The sequence below is a fragment of the Zoogloea sp. genome (genome assembly GCF_028693495.1).
GTDB lineage: Bacteria > Pseudomonadota > Gammaproteobacteria > Burkholderiales > Rhodocyclaceae > Zoogloea.
This window is the reverse complement of record NZ_JAQUVG010000037.1, coordinates 1-23870: the sequence shown is the minus strand read 5'-3', so window position 1 is coordinate 23870 and position 23870 is coordinate 1. Positions and strand designations below refer to the sequence as shown.

The following is a 23870-nucleotide window of genomic DNA, read 5'->3' as shown; positions in this document are numbered from 1 at the left end:
AGGCAGACCTGTCGGGCCCGTACCTCGCCCGCAACCAAGAACTGGGCGACCGTCTCGCAGGCCGATTCGGTACCGAAGTTAGTGGAGTTGGCTACGGACTGGGCTGTCGCATGTGGCCTCACGGTTGAAGGCTGACCCGGCTGGCCAACGTGCTTCAGGCGATCGTGCTTCAGGCGATCGTGGGTTGCGCGAGGAAAAATCATGACCACCCAAAACCCGGATTCCGCCCTCCCGCATGCCTGTGTCTGCAGCTATCCAATCGCCCAATGCCCAACGGAGGAGACATGCTAGGCGCCATCATCGGAGACATCGTCGGTTCGGTGTACGAGTTTCACAACCACCGCTTCAAGGGCTTCAGTCCGTTCTTCCATCCGAACGTGTTTTATACAGATGACAACACACGACCACCCGGAAGGACTCAAGGGGGCCGAGGCCACGGCGCTTGCCATTTTTCTCGCGCGCATGGACATGCCCGCTGACGCTATTCGAGAAGCCATTACCGAACGCTACGGGTACAACCTTGAACGCTCCCCGGACGAGATCCGAGTGGCGTACGTGTTTAACGAGACCTGTCAGGAAACGGTCCCGCAGGCGCTCGTCTGTGCGCTGACTGCCACGGACTTTGAGGGCGCGATCCGGAATGCCATCTCGATCGGTGGCGATAGCGACACCGTGGGAGCCATCGCAGGTGGGTTGGCTGAAGCGGGCGTTTTTCAACGCATGGGCAAGGCTCAGGCCGTGCAGTGTGCCGAGGCCCCTCAGGAGGGGAACGATGACCGCCCAGATCCCAGAGCGTTTGCTATAACAGGGCCAAACTTGGTCGATGTGCATCAACCCGCTTAATGTGCTCGGCGTGCTCTATCTCGTGCGTGGGACACTTGAGCAACGCACGCAGAACCCGATCGGTGCCTTGTCTGATGAGGCGGATGGCGCATATCGGACGATCGGGGATCGGTTCCTCAACTCCATCCTCGCGCCTGCGCTTGCACTGAGCTTTATCGTGATCTGTTGGCCGTTCATGGGGTGCTCCAGAGTGAAAGAGCTGGTCGCGAGAAAAAACGAGACCGAACACCTCCAAGACCCTGTCTTCGTCGTCGAGAGGACGCACCTGCTGGAGCGACTGGCTGTGGAAGAGGTCGAGGTACGCGAAACGGTCTTCGATCCCCTCGGTGCGGCGCCGAACCTGCCTTTCGGTCACCTGCACGTAGCCTGGCGGGCTATGTGCAGGTCCGGGAAGGCGAGCCCGGTGAGCACTTCCTGACGGTGTGGAAGGATCTGCCGCAGGACGAGAACGTGACAACCGCCGTTGCGAGGGTTCGGACTTACCTTTCCGCGTGCTTGCTGAAAAGGGAGCTCGACTGAAAACGGTCTCAGCGTCGTGCGGGCGTGAGCATCAATCGAAACATGCCCGGTGCGGGTGATCCAGAAGAAGGGAAAGTGATGCCGATCAAACAAGCCATCAGTACCGGGCGCGTGCCGGTGAAGATCTGGACCGACGATGTCGATGAGCGCTCAAAGGAACAACTCGCCAACATCGCCTCCATGCCCTTTATCCACCACCATGTGGCCGCCATGCCCGACGTGCACCTGGGCATCGGCGCGACCATTGGCTCGGTCATCGCCACCCACCGGGCCATCATCCCGGCAGCGGTGGGTGTCGACATCGGCTGCGGCATGGTCGCCGCGCGCCTTTCGCTCACCGCCAATGACATCGACGAGAAGCGCCTGAAGAAGGTGTTTGACCAGATCACGCGGGATGTTCCGGTCGGCCGTGCCCAGCATGCCGACGACCGCGTGCTGGCCGAGGCGGTGCGTCCCTTCGAGCCCGGCCTCCAGGCCCTGACCGGGCGCCATCCGCAACTGCTCAAGGCTTTTGGCAAGTTCTCGAAGTGGGCGAATCAGATGGGCACGCTCGGCGGCGGAAACCACTTCATCGAGGTCTGCCTGGACGAGCATGAGCAGGTCTGGGTGATGCTGCATTCGGGCAGCCGGGGTATCGGCAACGCCATCGCGGATTACTTCATCCAGCTGGCGCGAAAGGACATGGAGCGCTGGATGATCCAGTTGCCGGATCGTGACCTGGCTTACTTCCCGGAAGGGAGCGAACACTTCGCCGACTACGTCGAGGCGGTGCATTGGGCGCAGGAATATGCGATGGCCAACCGGCAAGCCATGCTCGATCTGGTACTCAACGCATTGGCTCAACACCTGCCGCCGTTTACGGTGACCACCGAGGTGGTGAACTGCCATCACAACTACGTCGCCCAGGAACACCATTACGGCGCAAACGTGTGGGTTACCCGCAAAGGTGCCATTCGGGCGCGCGAGGGCGACCTGGGCATCGTCCCCGGCAGCATGGGCGCACGCAGCTACATCGTGCGCGGCAAGGGCAACCCTGAGAGTTTTTGCTCCAGCGCCCACGGTGCCGGCCGGCGCATGAGCCGCACCGCCGCCACGAAACAGTTCACCGAAGCCGATCTCGCGCGCCAGACCGAAGGGGTGATCTGCCGCAAGGACAAGGGCGTGGTCGATGAGATTCCGGGCGCCTACAAGGACATCGATGAAGTGATGGCCAACCAGCGCGACCTGACCGAGATCCTGCACACTCTGAAGCAGGTGGTGTGCGTGAAGGGCTAGCGCCGGAGCAGGTGGCTCCCCGCATTGGCAGGCAATCCAGAGATGTACCAGCCATGGCCAGAACTCAGGTGACTGTTTTTATTTGTTAACGAGCTTCAAAATGAAGGCTGGGGGGGGTGTTTTGACAGGTCGCTCAAACAGCCCTTTTCCTGGGCTAGCCTTACAGTTCTTGTTGGCGCGATCACCAGTGACGTTCAGTTCAGCGTGGGTGAAAGGGGAGTTATCGTGAAGCCGCTCTTGTTGTGTCTTGCCGTACTGATCACGGGCTGCGCCGGCATGCTGCCCACGGCCAACCAGGATGTGAGCAATCGCTGGAAGGCATTCGACGACGCGAAGGCCGCGTTTGATCGCATCCTGCCCTACGAGACCACCATGGAAACCGTGCGGGAACTCGGCTTCGATCCAGCGAGCACCCCCAACGTGCAGATCCTCAACCATTCCCAGGTGGTCAGGATGGTGCTGCCTTCTCCCCTGCAGGAGCGGGCGGCCATTCCTCCGGGCTTGCTGGACTGCATGAAGGCCCAGGATGGCTGTACCGGTTATTTCATGGAGCCCAGCCGTATCAACCGGGAGCGGGTGGGGAACTTCATGCTGGACTTTCTCAATTTCAAGCGTGATACCCGGACCACTGGCTGGAAGTTCGGTGCCCTGATCGTGGTGGTGGGGGAGAAGGTGGTTTTCAAGCAGTGGAGTGGGCGCCCCCGTATTGAGGAGACCGAGCTGCGCCGCAACCCCCTGGGCCCCTTGCAGGGGGTCGGCGAGTCCTTACGGCCAGGGCCCTGACCTCTGTGCCCCTCCCGGTGACGGGGGCCAGGCCGTCCAACTGTGTCCTGTGCAGCCAGATCAGGGTCTTTGACAAAGGATGTATCGATGACTTCCCCCCGGGAGCTTCTCCGGGCGATGTTCGCCGCGGCCGTCGATGCCGCCCAGCCCGGGCTGTGCCTGCCGCGCTTCCTGCCGGATCCGCCCCGGGGACGGACCCTGGTGATCGGGGCTGGCAAGGCCTCGGCAGCCATGGCGCGGGCGCTGGAGCAGCACTGGCCGGGTGCGCTCTCCGGCCTGGTGGTGACCCGCTACGGTCATGCCGTGCCCTGCGAGCGGATCGAAATCGTCGAAGCGGCGCATCCGCTGCCTGATGCGGCCGGCTGTGCTGCTGCCCAGCGGATGCTGGCCCGCGTTGCGGGCCTCGGTGCCGATGATCTGGTGATCTGCCTGATTTCCGGCGGTGGTTCTGCGCTGTTGCCCTTGCCGGGCGCGGGGGTGAGCCTGGAGCACAAGCAGGCCATCAACCGCGACCTGCTCCAGTCCGGGGCAACAATCGCCGAGATGAACTGCGTGCGGCGCCACCTTTCGGCCATCAAGGGCGGACGGCTGGCGGCAGCCTGCCACCCGGCCCGGGTGGTTAACCTGCTGATTTCCGACGTGCCTGGTGACAATCCCATGGACATCGCTTCCGGCCCTACGGTGGCGGATTTCACCACCTGTGCGGATGCGCTGGCGGTCGTCCGCCGTTACGGCATCGAACTGCCGGGTGGTGCCCGGGCCCTGCTGGAGAGTGGTGCCGGAGAAACCCTCAAGCTCGGTGATCCGCGCCTGGCAGGGGTGAGCACCCATCTGGTCGCCACCCCGCAGATGGCTCTTGAGGCTGCCGCCGGGCTCGCCCGTGCGGCGGGGATCACACCGGTCATCTTGGGGAACAGCCTCGAAGGTGAGGCCCGCGATGTGGGCAAGGTGATGGCGGCCATCGCACTGCAGGTCCGTCGTCACGGTCAGCCGGTGAAGCCGCCCTGTGTGCTGCTGTCCGGTGGCGAGACCACGGTCACCGTGCGTGGCAACGGGCGGGGCGGCCGCAACGTGGAATACCTGTTGTCCCTGGCGCTGGCCCTCGACGGAGTGCCTGGCATTTACGGTGTGGCGGGTGATACCGACGGCGTGGATGGCCTGGAAGAAATCGCTGGTGCCTTCATCGGTCCGGATACCCTGTCCCGCGCCTGGGCCCACGGCCTGCGGCCCCACGACAGCCTCGACAACAACGATGCTCACGGCTTTTTTGAAGCCCTTGGCGATTCCCTGGTCACCGGCCCGACCCTGACCAACGTGAATGATTTCAGGGCGGTTCTGGTGGGTGAGGGGTGACACCGGGTCGGGCATTTCCAGGGGTGGAAACGGTGCCTGGGGCATAGTGTCAGGCGATGGGCTGCATGAGCCGTATTAATGGTGAATGGGGTAGTCTATGCAGACAGTCAGGCAGTGGGTGAGTCAGACCGACAGGAGGGGGCGCTGCCGCCGTCCTGGGTAGCGCAAGCACCTAGTCCACCAAAATAACGCAAGGAGATGGAGATGAACGGAAACAACGTCAAGTCCGGCCAATGTCCTGTCATGCACGGCAGCATGACGTCCGCTGGCAAATCGAACACCGACTGGTGGCCCAACACCCTGAACCTGGACATTCTCCACCAGCACGACAGCAAGACCAATCCCATGCCTGCCGGCTTCAACTACCGCGAAGCCGTCAAGACCCTGGACGTGGATGCGCTCAAGAAGGACCTCCACGCCCTCATGACCAACAGCCAGGACTGGTGGCCAGCCGACTGGGGCCACTATGGCGGCCTTATGATCCGCATGGCCTGGCACGCCGCCGGCACTTACCGCATCGCCGACGGCCGTGGTGGCGCAGGTACCGGCAACCAGCGCTTTGCCCCGCTCAACTCCTGGCCCGACAACGGCAACCTCGACAAGGCGCGCCGCCTGCTGTGGCCGATCAAGAAGAAGTACGGCAACAAGCTGAGCTGGGCCGACCTCTTCATCCTCGCCGGCAACATGGCCTACGAGTCGATGGGTTTCAAGACCTTCGGCTTCGCCTTTGGCCGCGAGGACATCTGGCATCCCGAGAAGGACATCTACTGGGGTTCGGAGAAGCAATGGCTGGCGCCCAGTCGCAGCGAGGGCTCGCGCTACTCCGGTGTGCGTGACCTCGACAATCCGCTCGCCGCGGTGATGATGGGCCTGATCTACGTAAACCCGGAAGGCGTGGACGGCAAGCCCGATCCGCTCAAGACTGCTCATGACATGCGCGTGACCTTCGAGCGCATGGCGATGAACGACGAGGAAACCGTGGCCCTGACCGCGGGCGGCCACACCGTCGGCAAGACGCACGGTAATGGCAGCGCGGCCAACCTCGGCCCCGCACCGGAAGGCGCGGACATCGAGGAGCAAGGCTTCGGCTGGATGAACCACAAAACCCGCGGCATCGGCCGCGACACCGTGACCAGCGGTATCGAAGGCGCCTGGACCACGCATCCCACCCAGTGGGACAACGGCTACTTCGACATGCTGTTCAAGCACGACTGGGCGCTGCAGAAGTCGCCTGCCGGTGCCTGGCAGTGGGAGCCGGTCAACATCAAGGAAGAGGACATGCCGGTGGACGTGGAGGATCCGTCGATCCGCCGCAAGCCGATCATGACCGACGCCGATATGGCGCTGAAGATGGATCCCGAGTACCGCAAGATCGCCGAGCGTTTCCGCGACGACCAGGCCTACTTCGAGGATATCTTCGCCCGGGCCTGGTTCAAGCTGACTCACCGCGACATGGGCCCGAAAGCGCGCTACATCGGCCCCGATGTGCCGGCCGAGGATCTGATCTGGCAGGACCCGGTGCCCGCTGGTCACAAAAATTACGACGTGGCTGCGGTTAAGGCGAAGATCGCTGCTGCTGGCCTGTCGGTGGGTGACATGGTCGCCACCGCCTGGGACAGTGCCCGTACCTTCCGCGGCTCGGACTACCGTGGCGGCGCCAATGGTGCCCGCATTCGCCTCGCGCCGCAGAAAGACTGGGAAGGCAACGAGCCGGCGCGTCTGGCCAAGGTGCTGGCGGTGTACGAGAAGATCGCTGCCGAAACCGGTGCCAGCGTGGCGGACGTGATCGTGCTGGGTGGCAACGTGGGTCTGGAGCAGGCGATCAAGGCCGCCGGCTTCAAGGTGGACGTGCCCTTCACCCCGGGGCGGGGTGATGCCAGCCAGGCGCAGACCGACGTCGAGTCCTTCGCGGTGCTCGAGCCGGAACATGACGGCTTCCGCAACTGGCAGAAGAAGCACTATGCGGTCCAGCCCGAGGAGATGCTGCTTGACCGTGCCCAGCTGTTGGGTCTCACCGCACCCGAGATGACCGTGTTGATCGGTGGCCTGCGCGTGCTCGGCACCAACCATGGCGGTAGCCAGCACGGTGTGTTCACCGATCGCGTCGGCGCGCTGACCAACGACTTTTTCGTCAACCTGACCGACATGGCCTATAGCTGGAAGCCCACCGGGCGCAACAGCTACGACATCGTCGAGCGCAAGAGCGGTGCGAAGAAGTGGACGGCGACCCGGGTCGATCTGGTGTTCGGCTCCAACTCCATCCTGCGTGCCTATGCGGAGGTGTATGCCCAGGACGACAACCAGGAACAGTTCGTCCAGGATTTTGTTGCTGCCTGGACCAAGGTGATGAACGCGGATCGCTTCGAGCTCGCCTGATCCGCTTTCCGTTCCATGACCCCACGTCGCGTTTCCTCGTGACGTGGGGTTTTTCATGGGGGACGCTGGCTGGGGCGGGGAGTCCGGGCGCATTCTTGCCCAGCACCCCGGAGCTCCAGTCTCATCCCTCCATCAAGGCTTGCGTGCCACCAGACCGATCAGGGCCGAGCGGCCCCGGTGGCCGCTACCTTCACTGATGTCTTCCTCGTACTCCACCAGCTCCTCGATGATCCAGTCGGCAAAGGCCTCCCGGAGAATGTCCTCGGTATACAGGTTCTCGGCGGCGGAGGGCCCTCCAGTGCGGTACTCCAGCTGCTTGGGGGTGTAGCCCTGGAGCAGGATGCGACCGCCCGGGCGGGTCAGTTGCTGCATGACTTCAAACTGGCGCTCCCGCCATTCCGGCCCCACGAACTGGATGAAAATCCCGACCACCCAGTCGAACTGCCCCTTCATTTCGGCCGGTGGCCAGCCTGGGGCGAGCATGTCGACCTGACGGAAATCCACCTGGACATGGCGGCCCGCCGCGAGCCGGCGGGCCTTTTCGATGGCGACTGCGGAAATCTCGATGGCGGTGACTTCCAGACCCTGTTCGGCCAGCCACACGGCGTTGCGGCCCTCTCCGTCGGCCACCGACAGGGCCGTCCGCCCATCCTGCAGCAGCGTGCTGCGATGGGCCAGGAAACGGTTGGGTTCGGTGCCGAAAAGGTAGTCCTCACCAGCGTCCCGGTAGCGGGTGCTCCAGATCGATTCCTGAGTCATGGGTCTCTCCTTGTAATGGTCTGCCCCGGTGGGGCGGGTCGGCTGGCATCCGTGTGGGAGCGGCGCCAGGGATTCGTTGAGGAAGTGGGTCAGCGCCTTGAGCGCTCTGCCGAATTCCGTATATTTGTCATGGCTGCCGGGCAGCAGCGTTGAATTAATTTTTTCCAGTGTGTCCGGGCCTCACCCCCGCTACCGGCTGTCCCGCCAGGTCTTTCATTTGGTTGCACGCGCAGCTGGATGGTTCCAGGCGGGGGTAATTTCCCGTGCCCCGTCTGCTCCTGTCGGCACACTGCTCTTGCGTGTTGCATGGATGTCCATACAATTCCGCCCCATGAACACGACCCGCCCTCTCTCCGCTCTTCCTGCCGCCGATGAGACACTCTCGATTGCGGTACTCAAGCAGTTCCGCCTGATCTTCGGTTCCGTACGCCAGCACTTTCGTGAGGTGGAGCAGCGCTGCGGTATTTCCGGCTCCCAGCTGTGGCTGCTCCATGAAATTGCCCATCAGCCGGGTATCGGGGTGTCTGAACTGGCCATCCGCCTGTCGATTCACCAGTCCACCTGCAGCCAGCTGGTGGACAAGCTGGAGGGCCGGCGGCTGGTGGTCAAGATGCGCAATCCGGATGACCTGCGCCGGGTCGGTTTGCAGCTGGGTGAGGCTGCGGTGCCTGTGCTGGCTGAAGCGCCGGGTCCGGTGGAGGGCATCCTGCCCCAGGCCTTGCATGGGCTGACCGACGACAGCCTGCAGCAACTCCACATGAGGCTGGCCGAGGTGATTGCCCAACTGGGCAAGCGTGACGATCCGAGTGCCGGCCAGCCCCTGGCCGACCTCTGAGCCGCCCGCTTCAATTCCCTCAGGGCAATTTTTGTTGCAGGCAGGCTGCCGTTCCAGGGACGGGGTACGCACACGGGTGTGCCAGTCAGGAGGGCAGGGGTTGTATTTTCGGCCAAGCCGTTTGCACATCCCGCCGTTCTGCCCTGACCCTCTCGACCTTGTGCTCCGGGCCGCTAAACTGGTCGCAAGACGAGACAAAGGAGACAACAGCATGAGCGAGCGCCCCGTCAGCCGCTACCCCGTACCCGACCTTGCCAACCTGCCTGAGGATATCCGCGAGAAGATTCTCGCCGTGCAGGAAAAGGCCGGCTTCGTGCCCAATGTGTTCCTCACCCTGGCCCATCGCCCGGCAGAGTTCCGGGCCTTCTTCGCCTACCACGACGCGCTCATGGAAAAGGATGAAGGTCTGACCAAGGCCGAGCGGGAGATGATCGTGGTAGCGACCTCCGGTGCCAACAGCTGTCTTTACTGCGTGGTAGCCCATGGTGCCATCCTGCGCATCCGGGCCAAGAACCCTCGGGTGGCCGACCAGATTGCCACCAACTACCGCAAGGCCGAGATCACCCCGCGCCAGAAGGCCATGCTCGATTTCGCCATGAAGGTCGCCCTCCGCTCTGCCGAAGTGGGCGACGCAGACATCGCCGAAATCAAGGCCCACGGCTTTGACGACGAAGCCGTCTGGGACATTGGCGCCATTGCCGCCTTCTTTGCCCTGAGCAACCGTCTGGCCAACCTTGCCTCCATGCGGCCCAATGATGAGTTCTTCCTGATGGGCCGCCTGCCCAAATCCTGATTACTCCCTCCCCGCAAGGGTTGAGGCCACCCGGAGGGTTCCGGGTGGCCTTTTTTTTGGATTTCGAACGGACGTGCTTGCCAACGCTGTCTTGAAGGGCTCGTCTTCTGAAGGGCCGGCCTGCTGGATGGCGTCGAGGTGGGTTTCAGTGGCGGTGCCTGGCGGATGCTCGTTCTTTGATGAAAGCCTTCGCCTGCATCAAGGTTTTTGCCTAAGGTAAGGATTAGGATTGGCCGTATCAAAAAAATCGAGTCAAACATGGATGTTTCCCGCCGTCGCTTTCTTGGGGCACGTACCAGCGGACGGGTGTTGTTCCGTCCCCCCTGGAGTGGGCCTGAAGCGGACTTTCTCGCCCGCTGTACCCGCTGTGACGATTGTCTGCGTGCCTGCCCAACTCAGCTGCTGAAGCGCGGGGAAGGGGGCTTCCCCGAGGCGGATTTTTCTGCTGCCGCCTGTACCTTGTGCGGCGACTGCACCCGGGCTTGCCAGACCGGCGCCCTGGGCCGGAATACTGAAGTGCGTCCCTGGCTGTTCGGTATTGCCATCACTGAAGAATGTCTGGCGGCTCGTCAGGTGGAGTGCCGCATCTGCGGAGAAATCTGCGACGAGGCAGTGATCCGTTTTCGTCCCCGCCTGGGGGGTGTGTCGCTGCCCGAGGTGGACAACGCCCTCTGTACCGGCTGCGGTGCCTGCATCGCGCCCTGTCCCGTAACGGCGATCCAGCGGGTGGTCATCAATCCTGTACCGGAGTGTTCATGAATATCGTCAGTCTTGTCCTCCGCATCAAGCCGGAGACCCGTGCCGAGGCCGAGGCGGCCCTGACCGCCTTCCCCGGCGTTGAATGCCACGGCATGTCGGACGACGGCAAGCTGGTGGTGACCGTCGAGGATTCGGCAGGCGCATCCATGTCCGACACCCTCATAGCGCTGCACCGTGTTCCTCAGGTACTGGCTGCCACCCTGGCCTACGAGCACACCGACACCCCGCTGCCGGCCAGCTTTACCGAAACCCCTGCCACGGATTCCACGAATACCCCCTGCGAGGAGGCTCAATCATGACCATCAACCGACGCGATTTCATCAAGACCCAGGCGATCGCCACCGCTGCCGCCACTGCCGGGATCTCCCTCCCTGCGCTGGCAGCGAAGGAGGCCGCCCCCGCCGCCGCCGAAAACACCACCGCGGTGCGCTGGGACAAGGCCGCCTGCCGCTTCTGCGGTACCGGCTGTTCGGTGCTGGTGGGCGTCCAGAACGGCCGCGTGGTGGCCACCCAGGGCGATCCGGACTCCCAGGTCAACCGGGGCCTCAACTGCATCAAGGGCTACTTCCTGTCCAAGATCATGTACGGCGAGGACCGGCTCACCCGGCCGCTGCTGCGCATGAAGGACGGCAAGTACAGCAAGGATGGCGAGTTCACCCCGATTACCTGGAACCAGGCCTTCGACATCATGGCCGAGAAGTGGAAGGATGCCCTCAAGACCACCGGCCCGGCCTCCATCGCCATGTTCGGCTCCGGCCAGTGGACCATCTGGGAAGGCTACGCCGCCTCCAAGCTCATGAAGGCCGGCTTCCGCTCCAACAACCTCGACCCCAACGCCCGCCACTGCATGGCCTCGGCGGTCACCGGCTTCATGCGCACCTTCGGCATCGACGAGCCGATGGGTTGCTACGACGACATCGAGCAGGCCGACGCCTTCGTGCTCTGGGGCTCCAACATGGCCGAGATGCACCCCATCCTGTGGACCCGCATCACCGACCGTCGCCTCACCAAGACCGATACCCAGGTGCACGTGCTGTCCACCTTCGAGCACCGCAGCTTCGAGCTCGCCGACAACGGCATGATCTTCGTGCCGCAGACCGACCTGGCGATTCTCAACTACATCTGCAACCACATCATCCAGTCGGGCAAGGTCAACCAGGAGTTCGTCAAGGCCCACGTCAACTTCAAGGCCGGCGAGACCGACATCGGCTTCGGCCTGCGCCCCAACCACGCCCTCGAGAAGGACGCCAAGTTCAACGGTTACCCCGGCGCCGACGGCAAGCCCAAGAACAACCCCAACGACGCCCGGCCGTCCACCTTCGAAGAATTCAAGAAGTTCGTCTCGACCTACACCCTCGACTACACCTCCAAGCTTTCCGGCGTGCCCAAAGACCGCCTGCAGAAGCTTGCCGAGCTGTACGCCGACCCCAAGAAGAAGGTCGTCAGCTTCTGGACCATGGGCTTCAACCAGCACACCCGTGGCACCTGGGTGAACAACATGATCTACAACGTTCACCTGCTGGTGGGCAAGATCTCCACCCCGGGCTCCGGCCCCTTCTCGCTCACCGGCCAGCCCTCCGCCTGTGGCACCGCCCGTGAAGTGGGCACTTTCGCCCACCGCCTGCCGGCCGACATGGTCGTCACCAACCCCGAGCACCGCCACCACGCCGAAGAAATCTGGCAGCTGCCCGAAGGCACGATCCCCGACAAGATCGGCCTCCACGCGGTGGCTCAGAGCCGCGCCCTCAAGGACGGCAAGCTCAAGTGCTACTGGACCAGCACCACCAACAACATGCAGGCCGGCCCCAACATCAACCAGGAGATCTACCCGGGCTGGCGCAACCCGGCGGCTTTCGTGGTGGTGTCGGACGTGTACCCCACCGTCTCGGCGCTGGCTGCCGACCTGATCCTGCCCTCTGCCATGTGGACCGAAAAGGAAGGCGCCTTCGGCAACGCCGAGCGGCGCACCCAGGTGTGGCGCCAGCAGGTCAAGGCCCCGGGCGAGGCCAAGTCCGACCTGTGGCAGTACATGGAGTTCTCCAAGCGCTTCAAGGTCGAGGAGGTCTGGCCGGCCGAGCTGATCGCCAAGAAGCCCGAGCTGAAGGGCAAGACCCTCTACGACGTGCTCTACGCCAACAAGGTGGTGAACAAGTTCCCGAAGAGCGAGCTCGTGAAGGTGAACGAGCACGCGATCAAGAACTACACCAACGATGAATCCGAGGCCTTCGGCTTCTACGTGCAGAAGGGCCTGTTCGAGGAATACGCGATCTTTGGCCGTGGCCACGGCCACGACCTTGCCCCCTTCGACGTCTATCACAAGGCCCGCGGCCTGCGCTGGCCGGTGGTCGATGGCAAGGAAACCCTGTGGCGCTTCCGCGAAGGCTACGACCCCTACGTCAAGAAGGGCGAGGGCGTGCGCTTCTACGGCCACAAGGACGGCAAGGCAGTGATCTTCGCGCTGCCCTATCAGGATCCCCCCGAGAAGCCCGATGCCGAGTTCGACATGTGGCTATGCACCGGCCGCGTGCTGGAACACTGGCACACCGGCACCATGACCCGCCGGGTGCCCGAGCTGCACAAGGCCGTCCCGGAAGCCCAGGTTTTCATGCATCCGGACGACGCCAAGAAGCGCGGCCTGCAGCGCGGCATGGTGGTCAAGGTCCATTCTCGCCGCGGCGAGATGACCGCCCGCCTCGAAACCAAGGGTCGCAACAAGCCGCCGGTGGGCCTGATCTTCGTGCCCTTCTTCGATGAATCGAAGCTGGTGAACAAGCTCACCCTCGACGCGACCTGCCCGATCTCCAAGGAGACCGACTACAAGAAGTGCGCCGTCAAGGTGGTGCGGGCCTGAGCTCGCACGGTAAGCACAGGCCTGCCTCCGGGGGGCCGTTCCGCAGGGTTGGTGCCGACTGGCGCGACCTGCGCTGCGGCCGGTTCCCGGCGGGAGACGGGCCTCCTGCATGGATGGAACTGTCACACCCCTGATCATGGACACCGGCCAGAAAAAAAATGCCCCCAGGTCATCCGTTGCCAATTCACCGGCGTCGGTTGCCCGGCGGAAGTTCATTAACAGCGTGGCTGCCGCTGCCGGTGGCGGCTGTCTGCTGGCCCTGGGGGCGAGCCTGTACTCCCGCAGTGCCTCGGCCCTGCCGGCACAGGCCCTCCGGCCACCTGGCGCGTTGCCGGAGGCGGATTTCCTGGCCGCCTGTGTGCGCTGCGGCCTGTGTGTCCGCGACTGTCCCTACGACACTCTGAAGCTCTCGGACCTGGGCGCGCCGGTGCCCACCGGGACTCCGTATTTCCATGCCCGCAGTGTGCCCTGTGAGATGTGCGAGGACATCCCTTGCGTCAAGGCCTGTCCCACGGGGGCCCTGGATCCGGCCCTGACGGACATCAACCAGGCCCGGATGGGACTCGCTGCGCTCATCGACCACGAGACCTGCCTCAACTTCCTCGGCCTGCGCTGCGACGTGTGTTACCGGGTATGTCCGGTCATCGACAAGGCCATCACTCTGGAAACCCAGCACAATCCCCGTTCTGACCGGCATGCCATGCTGCTGCCGACGGTGCATTCCGATGCCTGTACTGGTTGCGGCAAGTGCGAGAAGTCCTGCGTGCTGCCGGAGCCGGCGATCAAGGTGTTTCCCCGTCCGCTTGCCCAGGGAGCCCTGCCAGAGCACTACCGCAAGGGGTGGGAGGAAAAGGCCCGCCATGGTGGCTCCCTGATCGGTGATCAGGTGGAAATGCCGATTCGTGGTTTTGAAGGCTCGACTGCAGGGCGTTCGGCCACCGAGGCCGCGGTGGCTCCCGTGACGCCGGCACCCGATCTGCCGGCGACGCCTGCTGTACCGGTTGCTCCCGCGCCCAAGGGGCCGAGCGGTCTCAACTCCCACTGGAAGCCCTGAATCATGGCGGCCACGACACTGTCCTCCAGGAAAACTATCCGGCCGGTGACGCCCTGCGCGCCGGAGCGCAGCCTGTGGCAGCGCCAGCGCTTCCTGATCCTGCGCCGGGTCAGCCAGATCCTCATCCTGCTGGCCTTTCTAAGTGGGCCCTGGTTCGGGGTCTGGATCGCCAAGGGCAATCTGTCTTCTTCCATGACCCTGGGGGTGCTGCCCCTGACCGACCCGCTGCTGCTCCTGCAGACCCTGGTGACCGGTCACGTGCCGTACGCCACCGCGCTGATCGGGGCCGCCATCGTGCTGCTCTTTTATCTGCTGGTGGGGGGGCGGGTGTTCTGCAGCTGGGTCTGTCCGGTCAATGGGGTGACCGATGCGGCTGCCTGGACCCGCCGTCGGCTGGGCATCAAGACCGGCCGGGTGCCTGACGCCAATACCCGCTACTGGTTGCTGGGGATGCTGCTGGTAGCCTCAGCCCTTACCGGGACTTTGGTCTGGGAGTGGGTCAATCCCGTCTCCCTGCTGCACCGGAGTCTGATTTTCGGGATGTCCGGCGGCTTGTTCGTGATTGGCGGCATCTTCATCTACGACGTGTTCATGGCCAGCCGCGGCTGGTGTGGGCACCTGTGCCCGATGGGGGCCTTTTACAGTCTGCTCGGCAAGAAGGCCCTGGTCCGGGTGTCTGCCCCCAACCGCAAGGCCTGCGACGATTGCATGGACTGCTTTGCCGTCTGCCCCGAACCTCAGGTGATCCGTCCGGCCCTCAAGGCGGTGGGGCAGAGCCATCCGCTGATTCTCGCATCGGACTGCACGACCTGCGGCCGCTGTATCGATGTGTGTGACAAACAGGTTTTCAAAATGACTCATAGGTTCGATCAAAGGAGCGAGTGATGAACAAGCCGACCTTCCCTTTCGCCCGCTTGCGGGCTGCTGCCCTGGCCCTGTGCCTTGCCCAGACCTTCCTCGCCCCTGCCGTGGCCGCCGATGCGCCGGTCAAGCTGCAGACCCTGCGTGGTGCCGAGATCACCGCTTCCGATCCGGAGGGGGATGGCACCCGTTACAGCCGCGATTCCGCGCCGCTGCCCCGGGACTTCGTCCAGCAGCCGCCGCTGATTCCCCATACGATCAAGGGCTACACGGTCACCAAGAACTTCAACAAGTGCCTGGATTGCCACGCCTGGGCCCGGGCCAAGGAAAGCGGCGCCACGAAGATCTCGGTGACCCACTTCAAGACCCGGGAGGGGGACGAGCTTTCCAGCGTTTCGCCCCGCCGTTATTTCTGCAACCAGTGCCATGTGCCCCAGAGCGATGCCAAGCCGCTGGTGGGTAACACCTTCAAGCCCGGCACTGGCATGCGCTGACCAATAAACAACAGGAGCCGGACAAATGGATACTAATAACAAGAAGGGCCTGATCGGTCGCCTCAGGGCTGCCGGGTGGGGCTTTGCCGCGATGCTGTTCATCGGCGGCATCCTGTTCTGGGGGGCGTTCAACACCGCCATGGAGTGGACCAACCGGGAGGAGTTCTGCATCTCTTGCCACGAGATGAAGGACAACGTGTACCAGGAGTACCGCAACACCATTCACGCCTCCAACCGTTCTGGCGTCCGGGCCACCTGCCCCGATTGTCATGTGCCGAAGGAGTGGGGCCCCAAGATGTGGCGCAAGATCCAGGCCTCCAACGAGGTCCTGCACAAGGTTCTGGGCTCCATCGATACCCCTGAGAAGTTCAACGCCAAACGTCTTGAACTGGCCAAGCACGAGTGGGACCGGATGAAGAGCACCGACTCCCGGGAGTGTCGCAACTGCCATAACTTCAACAGCTTCGATTACGCCGAGCAGGGCCGCCGTTCTTCCCGGATGCACCAGACCGGCCTGAACGAGGGTAAGACCTGCATCGACTGCCACAAGGGGATCGCCCATACCCTACCCGAGGTGGAGCAGTCCATCGGGGCACCCAAGCACGGCGCGACTCAGGAGGAGTTCCATCCGGAGACACCCAAGCCCGAGGCCAGCGCCGCGGTGAAGAACTGATTTTCCTTTGACCAGGGGAAGGTGCCGGGAGCCTCTGGGCCCGGTACCGGGGAGTCGGCGGGCCGCTTAAGCGGCCCGCCGGCTTTGCGGGGGTGCATGACCAGATGACGATCTGTCAGGACATCTGCCCGTATGCCCGCAGATCCTGGTGGAACCTGAGGCACGCTTGGTGTAAAAACCCTTACCCGCGTTTCGCGGAGCGCAGCGTGTCCAGACGGGCCCGGCGCCGTCCCCTGATCGGAAATGGTAAGAATGCCCTTGAGAAACGCGCCCCTTCGGGTTTCGCGAAACCTGTTGCTGACCGTGGCCGTGTTTCTGTTGTTGATGCTCGCGTTCGGTCTGTATGTCCGTTCTGAGCAGGATGTTGATCAGGCCAATGAACGGCGTCTGGTGGCCATCGACCTTGCCCATGAATTGCGCCGCTCGTCCAATGACCTTACGCGGATGGTGCGCACTTATGTGGCGACCCGTGAGCACCGGTACAAGGATTTCTATCACCAGATCATCGAGATCCGGGAGGGCCGGCGTCCCCGGCCGGAGGGCTATGCCCACGCTTATTGGGATCTGATGTCGGTGCCGGGCGCAGAGGGCCGTGTGCCGTCCGGTCGGGCGGTGGCCCTGCTGACCCTGATGCAGGAGAGTGGCCTGGCGCCGGCAGAGCTGGCCGCGCTGGTCCAGGCGAAGACCGCATCGGACCGCCTGGCGGCCGTGGAGCGTGAAGCCATGGGGTTGGTGGAAGCGGATGGAGCGGACGCAGAGGTCCGCTGGGTTCTGGCCCGGACCATGCTCTACGACGCTGATTATCACCGGGCGAGGGCCGAGATCATGGGCTGGATCAATGACGCCTTTACCCTGATCGAGGCGCGCACCCAGGAGGAGGTGCGCAGCGCCCAGCGCCTGGCCCTGGTGTTCCGCCTGGTCTTCATTGCCTGCGTGGCCCTGGCCCTTTATCTGCTGTGGCGGACCTATGCCGCTCTCCGCCTGGCCCTCGGGGGATCGGCCCGGGAGATCCATGCCCATATCCGGCGGATTGGTGGCGGTGACCTGGAGCGGCCCATTCCAGTGCCTCCGGGCGTCGAAGGTGGTGTGCTTGCCGGTCTGGAGGAGATGCGGGAAATGCTCCACCGGAGCGAGTTGCTGGAGAGAGCGGTTTTTGCCGCCAGTCCGGATGCCATGCTGATCAGCGATGGGGAAGGGCGCATCATGAGGGCCAACCCGCAGGTGGAGCGCCTGCTTGGCTATCCTGTCGCCGAACTGGTGGGGTGTCCGATCGAGCTGCTCGTCCCCGGGAGCGCTGCGAAAAGAGAGGCCGGATCGGCGGTGGTTCATGGGCAGGAGGCCAAGGCCCTGTGCAAGGATGGCCGCCTGGTGGATGTGGAAATCTGCCTGAGCCGGATCGAGGGCCGCGAGGGGCCCTTGTTCGTCAGCGCCCTGCGGGATATTTCCGAGCGTCGTCGGCAGGAAGTGCGTATTCACCGCCTGCTGGCGGAGAACCAGACGATTCTCGACAACGCGATGGTGGGCATCGTGCATATCCGGCAGCGCCGGATCGTGGCCTGCAACCGGCGCTTCGAGGAAATCTTCGTGTATGGGCCAGGGGAACTGACCGGTGAGTCGTCCGAGCGCCTTTACGATTCCCGCGAAACCTACGAGAGGCTCGGTATCGAAGCGTATGCGCTGATGTCCCAGGGGCAGAGCTACAACGCCGAGGTCAAGCTGCGCCATAAGGATGGCAGCTTTTTCTGGGGGCAGCTCACGGGACGTGTCATTGATCCCGCTGATCCTCACGACGGGAGTATCTGGATCTACTCGGACATTACCGAACGACACCGGGCCGAGCGCTTGCTCAAGGACCGGGAGCAGCGCCTGCGCACCATCGTCGATAACGAGCCGGACTGCATCAAGGTGGTGGATGCGGAGGGGCGCCTGAGGCACATCAACCCGGCGGGCTTGCGGATGCTGGAGGCGGATACCCTGGAGCAGATTGCCGGTCGCCCGCTGGTGGATTTCATCGTGCCTGAATACCGGGAGGTGGTGGGGCAACTGCATCGCCGCGTCCTGGCAGGGGAGACGGTGAAGCTGGAGTTCGAGATTCAGGGGCTCAAGGGGCGACGACGCTGGCTGGAAACCCACGCGGTGCCCATGGAGGACGAGGGGGAGACGGTCCAGCTCTCCGTGACCCGGGACATTACCTCCCAGAAGCAGGCGGCGATTGATCTGCGCATCGCTGCTGCGGCCTTTGAGTCCCAGGAGGGCATGATGGTCACTGATGCCGCGGGAGTGATCCTGAGGGTGAACACGGCCTTCACCAAAATTACCGGTTATGCGCCGGAAGATGTGGTGGGCAAGACTCCCGCCCTCCTCAAGTCGGGCCTGCATGACGCGGCCTTCTACCAGCAGATGTGGGAGTGCATCCTGAACACCGGTGGCTGGCAGGGAGAGGTCTGGGATCGACGCAAGAGCGGGGAGGTGTATCCGAAATGGCTCACCATCTCGGCGGTCAAGGGCGAGGATGGAAGCGTTACGCATTATGTGGGCACCCATTTCGACATCAGTGATCGCAAGAAGGCGGAACAGAAGATCGAGGAGCTGGCCTTTTTCGACCAGTTGACCGGGCTGCCCAACCGAACCTTGCTGAGGGATCGTCTGAAGCAGGCGATGACGGCCTCCCGGCGGAATGACAGCTGTTGCGCCATGCTCTTCATTGACCTGGACAATTTCAAGACGCTCAACGACTCCCTCGGCCACGACAAGGGGGATCTGCTGCTGGGGCAGGTGTCCCGGCGTCTGGTGGGGAGCGTCCGCGAAGGGGATACGGTGGCGCGTCTTGGGGGGGATGAGTTTCTGGTGGTGCTCGGAGGACTCAAGGGCAATCCGGAGGAGGCTGCCAACCAGACCGAGGTGGTGGGGGAGAAAATCCTGGCCGCCCTGAATGAACCCTATCACCTCGACGGTGTGTTCCACCGGACGTCGGCCAGCATCGGGGCCACGGTGTTCAAGGGGCATGAGACGAGTACGGACGAGCTCCTCAAGCAGGCAGATCTGGCGATGTACCAGTCCAAGGATGCCGGGCGCAACGCATTGCGCTTTTTTGATCCGGCCATGCAGACCATGGTCATGGAGCGGATGGCTCTCGAGAAGGACTTGCGTGAAGCGTTGGGGGCGGGGCAGTTTTTCCTCTATTACCAGGCTCAGGTGCGTGGGCTAGGGCACATCGTGGGTGCCGAGGTCCTCCTGCGCTGGCAGCATCCGACGCGGGGGCTGGTATCTCCGGCCGCTTTCATTCCCCTGGCCGAGGAAACCGGGCTGATCCTTCCACTCGGTGAATGGGTGCTGGAGATGGCCTGCGCCCAGTTGGCCCGCTGGGCCTTGCAGCCGGCCATGCAGACGCTGGGCATCGCAGTGAACGTGAGCGCCCACCAGTTCTCCCAGCCGGATTTCGTCGGGCGGGTGATGTCCATCATTGAGCGCTCGGGGGCGGACCCCCGTCTGCTCAAGCTTGAGCTGACCGAGAGTACGCTGGTGTCGAACGTGGATGACATCATCGACAAGATGTTCGCCCTGCGGGCCAAGGGCGTACGCTTTGCCCTGGACGACTTCGGCACGGGTTTCTCGTCGTTGTCCTACCTGAAGCGCCTGCCCCTGGATCAGCTCAAGATCGATCAGTCCTTTGTCCGGGATGTGCTCAGTGATCCCAATGATGCGGCGATTGCCCGCACGGTGATTGCCCTGGCTCAGAGCCTGGGCCTCGGTGTGATCGCTGAAGGGGTCGAAACCGAGGCTCAGCGTGCCTTTCTGGAGGCGTCTGGCTGCCATGCCTACCAGGGCTACCACTTTGCCCGCCCACTGCCGGTGGAGGCGTTTGAGGCTTTGCTCGATGCCCCCTGACCGGGCGCTGGTCTCCCCGGGAGGGCGCGCAAGGTCCTCCCGGAACGTGGCCCCGTCCGGCGCTCCTGGGCAGCCTCAAGGCTGCAGGGGCCCCAGCCGGTAACGCGGCAGCAGGCGATCGGCGTACGGGGAGTGGGGACGGCCGGCGTTCTTGGTGTGATAGGCGGTGCTGGCTTCTTTGCCACACCAGGCCAGGATGACTGCCGGATCGGCGGGATGGGTGGGCGTGTAAAGCGTCAGGTCGTACACCTGCTGGTCGATGCTGACCCAACAGTCACCCTCCCGGTTGTGCCGCGCCATTTCGGCCGGCGTCAGGCGGGGCTGTGTCCCGGTCGCCCGGGATGGGGGAGTCTGGGAGAGGGGCTCCGGCAGCCATTGGGGTGCTGCGGCAAAGCCGCCGACCGCGAGCCAGAAGAGAAGGGTGCTCAGGCGATAGAGGGTTTTCATGATCCGCGAAAATCAAAGCTGTCATGGTGGATGCGCAGGGCGTTGACTCCCCGTGCCAGCAGCAGGCGCCGGGCCAAGTCCACAAGGCCTGGGGGGCCGCACAGATAGACCGAGCGTTCCTCCAGGCTGTCCAGGGGCGCCAGCATGTCGGCCAGGGGCGCCGGACCATCCCCGGTGGCCCTGGGGAGGTAGTTCAGTTCGGGGCGCTGGCGGGCCAGGCTTTCCAGTTCGTCAAGAAAGGGGGCCTCTTCGGCGCGCCTGAACACATGGAGCAGATCCGTGGGCGGTCCGCTGGTTTCCTGGCGCAGGAGGGCCATGAAGGGCGTGATGCCGATTCCCCCGGCAATCCATAGCCGGGGGCGGCCATCCGGCAGGGTCTGGGCGGCTTCGCCAAATGGGCCTGCGAGCCGGACCAGCACGCCCGGCTCCAGGGCTTGAAGGTGTCGGGTACAGTGCCCCAGGGCCTTGATGGCCATGCGCAACTGTCCGTTGTCGCCCACTTCGCTGAGGGTGAAGGGGTGAAACTCCTTGCTGCCATGAAAGTGCCCGCCATCGCCGAATGCGGCCAGGACAAACTGGCCAGGGCGGGCAGGTAGCGCGCGGGAACAGGGTGTCAGCGTCGCTTCGATACTATCCCGGGCACAGGCCCGGACAGAGCTCACCCGGTAGGGGGCCGCTCCCCAGCCCCGGTCATCGGCTAGCAGGCGCCAGCCCAGGCTGAACAGGCAGACGAACAAGGCAAGCAGCACACCGGATGCATTCCCCAGCAGCGCCCAGACATGGGCGAGCCCCAGCACCACGCCGGCGCCCAGCAGAAAATGCACTGCCCGCCAGGGCCGGTAAGCGAGAGGGGGGCCGAAACTGCCTGCGAGTCCGCCCATCAGGAGCAGCAGCGCCAGCCAGCCCAGGTTTTCTGGCCAGCCGAGCGCCCAGGGGGCGAGGGCGAGCCAGGCTGTCCGTGGGTCTTCCGTGAAACCATCCGCAGCGAGTGCGAGGGGATGGAGCAACAGGCTGATGTAGGCCAGTGTGCCGGAGAGGTGGTGCCAGCGGTAGCTGTTGCTGAGTCCTCCCAGATGTTCAGCCAGCCGGGGCTGGCGGAGCATCAGGAGCAGGCTGGCGAGAAGCAGGCCGGTCCCTGTCCAGGCTGTGATGATGGCCAGGCCGCGCCAGGGTGGCAGGCCCTCGGGCCAGGCCCAGAGCACTGCACTGGCGGGCAGGATGAGGCATAGCAGGGGCGCGCGGAGAGTCGCCGGGAGGGTCATTGCAGCGCCCCCCGTTGCAGCAGCGCGTCGCAGGGGGAGCGTCCGCCTGGCGCCAGTTGCACTCCCCGGTCGCGGGCGCGCTGTGCCATCCCGGCGTGATGGGCCTGCAGGTAGGCCCGGCATTCCGCTTCATGGGTAAAGCTGCGCAGGCGGCGCTGGTGCTCGATGCGCTCCGCCGGGCTCATCAGGGCCCAGCCCCTGACCGTGCCTGCGTCGGCACGCCAGGGTCCGGCCAGGACCGGGGCATGGCCCCAAACAAGCAGAATGCCCAGCAGGACAGCAGCAAGACGGGTCATGGGAGAGCCCCCCCGCAGTGAGTGTGCCGACCTATTCTACGCCAGCCTCGTGGTCATGGCCGCAGTCGTCCCGGCACGCTCCACGCCGGCGCCCGCTGGCGACGGCGCGCGCCAGCCTTGGGCGTATATGCGGACGCGGGCCGTCCGTCCCAATGCCACCCATCCGGTGGGGCGTTATGTGGGCTCCCTGCGCTGAGGCAGGAGGAGGGAATGCTCGTCTTCCCCGAGGGCTTCCAGCCACTGGCATTGCTGCGCCAGGAGTGCCACGGTGGCTTCGGAAGCGTCTCCCCGGCGTGTCAGGAGGCGTTGCCGGAGTTGGTCCAGGGGGGCGTCGCACGCCAGGATGCCGAACCCAGCGTTATGGGTCAGGGCCAGCTGGTGGAAGGCATCCCTTTCCCGGCGTTTCAGGAAGGCCGCATCCACGATCACCGACCATCCCGCAGCCAGCCAGCGGCCTGCCCAGGTAGCGAGCAGCCCGTAGGTGGCCCGGGTGGCCCCGGCGGTGTAGATGTTCAGCAGGGGAGCGCTGGCATCCAGGGGGGCGAGACCGAACAGGCGTTTGCGTTCCACGTCGGCGCGCAGCCGCAGGGTCTGGCCCAGGGGGTCTTCCTGCAGCAGCCGGCCACTCTGCAGGGTTTTCCCTGAACCGGAGAGGCCGTGGGTGATCACCAGTTTCGGGGGGCCGGAGCGGGCGATACGTTCGGCCAGTTTCAGGTAGTCTTCCACGTCTTCCCTCCGGTCGGACAGGGCGGCGACCTTGGCACGCACGAGAGCCCGGTAAACGCCGTAGAAGCGCATGACTTCGATGGCCTCGTGGTCCCCGGTGTGCTCCCGCCAGGCGTTCAGGAGCCACCCTGCGAGTCCGGGCTGGCGGTGATCCAGCAGATCCACCCAGGTGAAGGCCAGTTCCGAGGCCACATCGATCCAGCGCAAGGCGGGGTTGAATTCGATGCAGTCGAAGGGCAGCACCCGGTCATCCTGCAGGATCAGGTTCCCCAGGTGCAGATCCCCGTGGCATTCCCGGATCCGGCCCGCCGCCTTGCGGGCAGCGAGGAGCGGACGGATACGCCCGAACTCGTCGTGGGTCCAGGCCTGCAGGGGTGTCAGGCGCCCCCCGAGCTGCGGCTGGAGTTCCAGAAGCTCCACGAAGTTTTCCAGGGCTGGAGCCAGCACCTGCTCTGGCTCGCCGAAAGGGCTGGTGGGGCCGGCGATCCCGGCCTTGCCGTGGGCGTGAGTGATGGTCTGAACCAGGGCGTCCAGGTGTTCCGTGCGCAGCTGGCCTTGAGCGCAGACATGGTCCAGGCGCTGGGCTTCGTCGAAGCGCCGCATCCTGACTGCCCACTCCCCGCTTCCCCCGACGGGGTCGAGCCCCAGGTAGAGGTCCGGAGCGAAGCGCCGGTTGAGGCGTAGTTCCTCCTGGCAGCACCAGGCCCGGCGTGCGGGGGTGCCATAGTCCACGAAGGGCAAGCTGACCGGCTTCTTAAGTTTCCAGGCGTACTCGGAGGACAGGAGTATCCAGGAAATGTGGGTTTCGACCACATCGGCCTCCACCCGATGGCGGAAGGCCTCGAGCCAGGGGGGAAGAGGCGGGGTCATGGCGGAATTATCCCTCCGGGCGGAGTGGGGGGGGCGACATCCGTTCCGGGCAGGATCTGACCGAACAAGAGGACGCCGTGAACGTGCTTCATGCCGCGTCCTGATTTGGAAAACCTTACGGAGCGTAACCCAGTTGGGTGTTCCATGGATGAT

At 64.2% G+C, this 23870-nt stretch carries 22 protein-coding genes; 17 read left to right on the top strand and 5 right to left on the bottom strand.

Annotation, left to right across the window (positions count from 1 at the left end):
• The first annotated feature begins 390 nt into the window (after positions 1 to 390).
• The 6 genes from PHD22_RS08070 (at position 391) to katG (ending at position 7149) form a co-directional block, all read left to right on the top strand.
• Positions 391 to 843: an ADP-ribosylglycohydrolase family protein gene (locus PHD22_RS08070; protein ID WP_299864847.1), complete on the top strand. Its 453-nt coding sequence runs from the start codon at positions 391 to 393 to the stop codon at positions 841 to 843.
• Complete coding sequence (locus PHD22_RS08065; protein ID WP_299864844.1) at positions 824 to 1261, top strand: hypothetical protein; 438 nt, start codon at positions 824 to 826, stop codon at positions 1259 to 1261. The genes PHD22_RS08070 and PHD22_RS08065 overlap by 20 nt, the downstream gene beginning before the upstream one ends.
• A 179-nt stretch (positions 1262 to 1440) precedes the next feature.
• Positions 1441 to 2637 carry an RtcB family protein gene (locus PHD22_RS08060; RefSeq protein ID WP_299864870.1) on the top strand — a complete coding sequence of 399 codons (1197 nt, stop codon included), beginning with the start codon at positions 1441 to 1443 and terminating at the stop codon, positions 2635 to 2637.
• A 225-nt stretch (positions 2638 to 2862) separates the two neighbouring features.
• Positions 2863 to 3420 (top strand): hypothetical protein, encoded by a 558-nt coding sequence (locus tag PHD22_RS08055; RefSeq protein WP_299864841.1) that lies wholly within the window; start codon positions 2863 to 2865, stop codon positions 3418 to 3420.
• 87 nt (positions 3421 to 3507) lie between these two features.
• Positions 3508 to 4773 (top strand): glycerate kinase, encoded by a 1266-nt coding sequence (locus tag PHD22_RS08050; protein ID WP_299864838.1) that lies wholly within the window; start codon positions 3508 to 3510, stop codon positions 4771 to 4773.
• A 204-nt stretch (positions 4774 to 4977) separates the two neighbouring features.
• Entirely contained in the window at positions 4978 to 7149 is a 2172-nt protein-coding gene (katG, locus tag PHD22_RS08045) for a catalase/peroxidase HPI (protein WP_299864835.1), read from the top strand.
• Between the two features lie 132 nt (positions 7150 to 7281).
• On the opposite strand, the gene PHD22_RS08040 is transcribed toward katG, so the two are convergent.
• Positions 7282 to 7908, bottom strand: a complete 627-nt coding sequence (locus tag PHD22_RS08040) for a class I SAM-dependent methyltransferase (RefSeq protein ID WP_299864832.1) — start codon at positions 7906 to 7908, stop codon at positions 7282 to 7284.
• 331 nt (positions 7909 to 8239) lie between these two features.
• Here PHD22_RS08040 and PHD22_RS08035 point away from each other — a divergent pair, with 331 nt between their 5' ends.
• The 10 genes from PHD22_RS08035 to PHD22_RS07990 all read left to right on the top strand — a co-directional run bounded on the left by PHD22_RS08035 (position 8240) and on the right by PHD22_RS07990 (position 20116).
• A complete protein-coding gene (locus PHD22_RS08035) occupies positions 8240 to 8743 on the top strand; it encodes a MarR family transcriptional regulator (protein ID WP_299864829.1) in 504 nt (167 codons plus the stop codon).
• Positions 8744 to 8954: 211 nt separating this feature from the next.
• The gene (locus PHD22_RS08030) at positions 8955 to 9536 is read left to right on the top strand and encodes a peroxidase-related enzyme (RefSeq protein WP_299864827.1); all 582 of its coding nucleotides are present in this window, start codon (positions 8955 to 8957) and stop codon (positions 9534 to 9536) included.
• Between the two features lie 258 nt (positions 9537 to 9794).
• The gene (napF, locus tag PHD22_RS08025) at positions 9795 to 10295 is read left to right on the top strand and encodes a ferredoxin-type protein NapF (protein ID WP_299864825.1); all 501 of its coding nucleotides are present in this window, start codon (positions 9795 to 9797) and stop codon (positions 10293 to 10295) included.
• On the top strand, positions 10292 to 10594 hold the full coding sequence (locus tag PHD22_RS08020; protein WP_299864823.1) for a chaperone NapD: 303 nt from the start codon (positions 10292 to 10294) through the stop codon (positions 10592 to 10594). Before napF ends, PHD22_RS08020 begins: the two co-directional genes overlap by 4 nt.
• Positions 10591 to 13146, top strand: a complete 2556-nt coding sequence (gene napA / locus PHD22_RS08015) for a nitrate reductase catalytic subunit NapA (protein WP_299864821.1) — start codon at positions 10591 to 10593, stop codon at positions 13144 to 13146. Before PHD22_RS08020 ends, napA begins: the two co-directional genes overlap by 4 nt.
• 136 nt (positions 13147 to 13282) lie before the next feature.
• Positions 13283 to 14200 (top strand): ferredoxin-type protein NapG, encoded by a 918-nt coding sequence (gene napG, locus PHD22_RS08010; protein WP_299864867.1) that lies wholly within the window; start codon positions 13283 to 13285, stop codon positions 14198 to 14200.
• Positions 14201 to 14203: 3 nt separating this feature from the next.
• Positions 14204 to 15085 carry a quinol dehydrogenase ferredoxin subunit NapH gene (gene napH, locus PHD22_RS08005; RefSeq protein ID WP_299864819.1) on the top strand — a complete coding sequence of 294 codons (882 nt, stop codon included), beginning with the start codon at positions 14204 to 14206 and terminating at the stop codon, positions 15083 to 15085.
• Complete coding sequence (locus PHD22_RS08000; protein ID WP_299864817.1) at positions 15085 to 15555, top strand: nitrate reductase cytochrome c-type subunit; 471 nt, start codon at positions 15085 to 15087, stop codon at positions 15553 to 15555. The genes napH and PHD22_RS08000 overlap by 1 nt, the downstream gene beginning before the upstream one ends.
• A gap of 25 nt (positions 15556 to 15580) precedes the next feature.
• Entirely contained in the window at positions 15581 to 16228 is a 648-nt protein-coding gene (locus PHD22_RS07995; RefSeq protein ID WP_299864815.1) for a NapC/NirT family cytochrome c, read from the top strand.
• Positions 16229 to 16480: 252 nt separating this feature from the next.
• On the top strand, positions 16481 to 20116 hold the full coding sequence (locus tag PHD22_RS07990; RefSeq protein WP_299864813.1) for an EAL domain-containing protein: 3636 nt from the start codon (positions 16481 to 16483) through the stop codon (positions 20114 to 20116).
• A gap of 75 nt (positions 20117 to 20191) precedes the next feature.
• Here the strand turns inward: PHD22_RS07990 and PHD22_RS07985 are convergent, their stop codons facing one another.
• From PHD22_RS07985 to PHD22_RS07975, 3 genes are read right to left on the bottom strand one after another with little or no spacing between them, the layout of a single operon-like run.
• Positions 20192 to 20563, bottom strand: a complete 372-nt coding sequence (locus tag PHD22_RS07985) for a cytochrome b5-like heme/steroid binding domain-containing protein (protein ID WP_299864811.1) — start codon at positions 20561 to 20563, stop codon at positions 20192 to 20194.
• Positions 20560 to 21825, bottom strand: coding sequence for a ferric reductase-like transmembrane domain-containing protein (locus PHD22_RS07980; protein WP_299864809.1), 1266 nt, complete (start codon positions 21823 to 21825; stop codon positions 20560 to 20562). Before PHD22_RS07980 ends, PHD22_RS07985 begins: the two co-directional genes overlap by 4 nt.
• Positions 21822 to 22121, bottom strand: a complete 300-nt coding sequence (locus tag PHD22_RS07975; protein ID WP_299864808.1) for a hypothetical protein — start codon at positions 22119 to 22121, stop codon at positions 21822 to 21824. The genes PHD22_RS07980 and PHD22_RS07975 overlap by 4 nt, the downstream gene beginning before the upstream one ends.
• Here PHD22_RS07975 and PHD22_RS07970 point away from each other — a divergent pair.
• On the top strand, positions 22120 to 22317 hold the full coding sequence (locus tag PHD22_RS07970) for a hypothetical protein (protein ID WP_299864806.1): 198 nt from the start codon (positions 22120 to 22122) through the stop codon (positions 22315 to 22317). The genes PHD22_RS07975 and PHD22_RS07970 overlap by 2 nt on opposite strands.
• On the opposite strand, the gene PHD22_RS07965 is transcribed toward PHD22_RS07970, so the two are convergent.
• On the bottom strand, positions 22296 to 23717 hold the full coding sequence (locus PHD22_RS07965; RefSeq protein WP_299864803.1) for a bifunctional aminoglycoside phosphotransferase/ATP-binding protein: 1422 nt from the start codon (positions 23715 to 23717) through the stop codon (positions 22296 to 22298). The two genes, PHD22_RS07970 and PHD22_RS07965, sit on opposite strands and share 22 nt — an antisense overlap.
• Between the last annotated feature and the right edge of the window lie 153 nt (positions 23718 to 23870).

Coding starts and splice junctions, on each gene's coding strand:
- PHD22_RS08070 (WP_299864847.1), top strand. CDS start 391: ATGACAACACACGACCACCCGGAAGGACTCAAGGGGGCCGAGGCCACG.
- PHD22_RS08065 (WP_299864844.1), top strand. CDS start 824: ATGTGCATCAACCCGCTTAATGTGCTCGGCGTGCTCTATCTCGTGCGT.
- PHD22_RS08060 (WP_299864870.1), top strand. CDS start 1,441: ATGCCGATCAAACAAGCCATCAGTACCGGGCGCGTGCCGGTGAAGATC.
- PHD22_RS08050 (WP_299864838.1), top strand. CDS start 3,508: ATGACTTCCCCCCGGGAGCTTCTCCGGGCGATGTTCGCCGCGGCCGTC.
- katG (WP_299864835.1), top strand. CDS start 4,978: ATGAACGGAAACAACGTCAAGTCCGGCCAATGTCCTGTCATGCACGGC.
- PHD22_RS08040 (WP_299864832.1), bottom strand. CDS start 7,908: ATGACTCAGGAATCGATCTGGAGCACCCGCTACCGGGACGCTGGTGAG.
- PHD22_RS08035 (WP_299864829.1), top strand. CDS start 8,240: ATGAACACGACCCGCCCTCTCTCCGCTCTTCCTGCCGCCGATGAGACA.
- PHD22_RS08030 (WP_299864827.1), top strand. CDS start 8,955: ATGAGCGAGCGCCCCGTCAGCCGCTACCCCGTACCCGACCTTGCCAAC.
- napF (WP_299864825.1), top strand. CDS start 9,795: ATGGATGTTTCCCGCCGTCGCTTTCTTGGGGCACGTACCAGCGGACGG.
- PHD22_RS08020 (WP_299864823.1), top strand. CDS start 10,292: ATGAATATCGTCAGTCTTGTCCTCCGCATCAAGCCGGAGACCCGTGCC.
- napA (WP_299864821.1), top strand. CDS start 10,591: ATGACCATCAACCGACGCGATTTCATCAAGACCCAGGCGATCGCCACC.
- napG (WP_299864867.1), top strand. CDS start 13,283: ATGGACACCGGCCAGAAAAAAAATGCCCCCAGGTCATCCGTTGCCAAT.
- napH (WP_299864819.1), top strand. CDS start 14,204: ATGGCGGCCACGACACTGTCCTCCAGGAAAACTATCCGGCCGGTGACG.
- PHD22_RS08000 (WP_299864817.1), top strand. CDS start 15,085: ATGAACAAGCCGACCTTCCCTTTCGCCCGCTTGCGGGCTGCTGCCCTG.
- PHD22_RS07995 (WP_299864815.1), top strand. CDS start 15,581: ATGGATACTAATAACAAGAAGGGCCTGATCGGTCGCCTCAGGGCTGCC.
- PHD22_RS07990 (WP_299864813.1), top strand. CDS start 16,481: ATGCCCTTGAGAAACGCGCCCCTTCGGGTTTCGCGAAACCTGTTGCTG.
- PHD22_RS07985 (WP_299864811.1), bottom strand. CDS start 20,563: ATGAAAACCCTCTATCGCCTGAGCACCCTTCTCTTCTGGCTCGCGGTC.
- PHD22_RS07980 (WP_299864809.1), bottom strand. CDS start 21,825: ATGACCCTCCCGGCGACTCTCCGCGCGCCCCTGCTATGCCTCATCCTG.
- PHD22_RS07970 (WP_299864806.1), top strand. CDS start 22,120: ATGGGAGAGCCCCCCCGCAGTGAGTGTGCCGACCTATTCTACGCCAGC.
- PHD22_RS07975 (WP_299864808.1), bottom strand. CDS start 22,121: ATGACCCGTCTTGCTGCTGTCCTGCTGGGCATTCTGCTTGTTTGGGGC.
- PHD22_RS07965 (WP_299864803.1), bottom strand. CDS start 23,717: ATGACCCCGCCTCTTCCCCCCTGGCTCGAGGCCTTCCGCCATCGGGTG.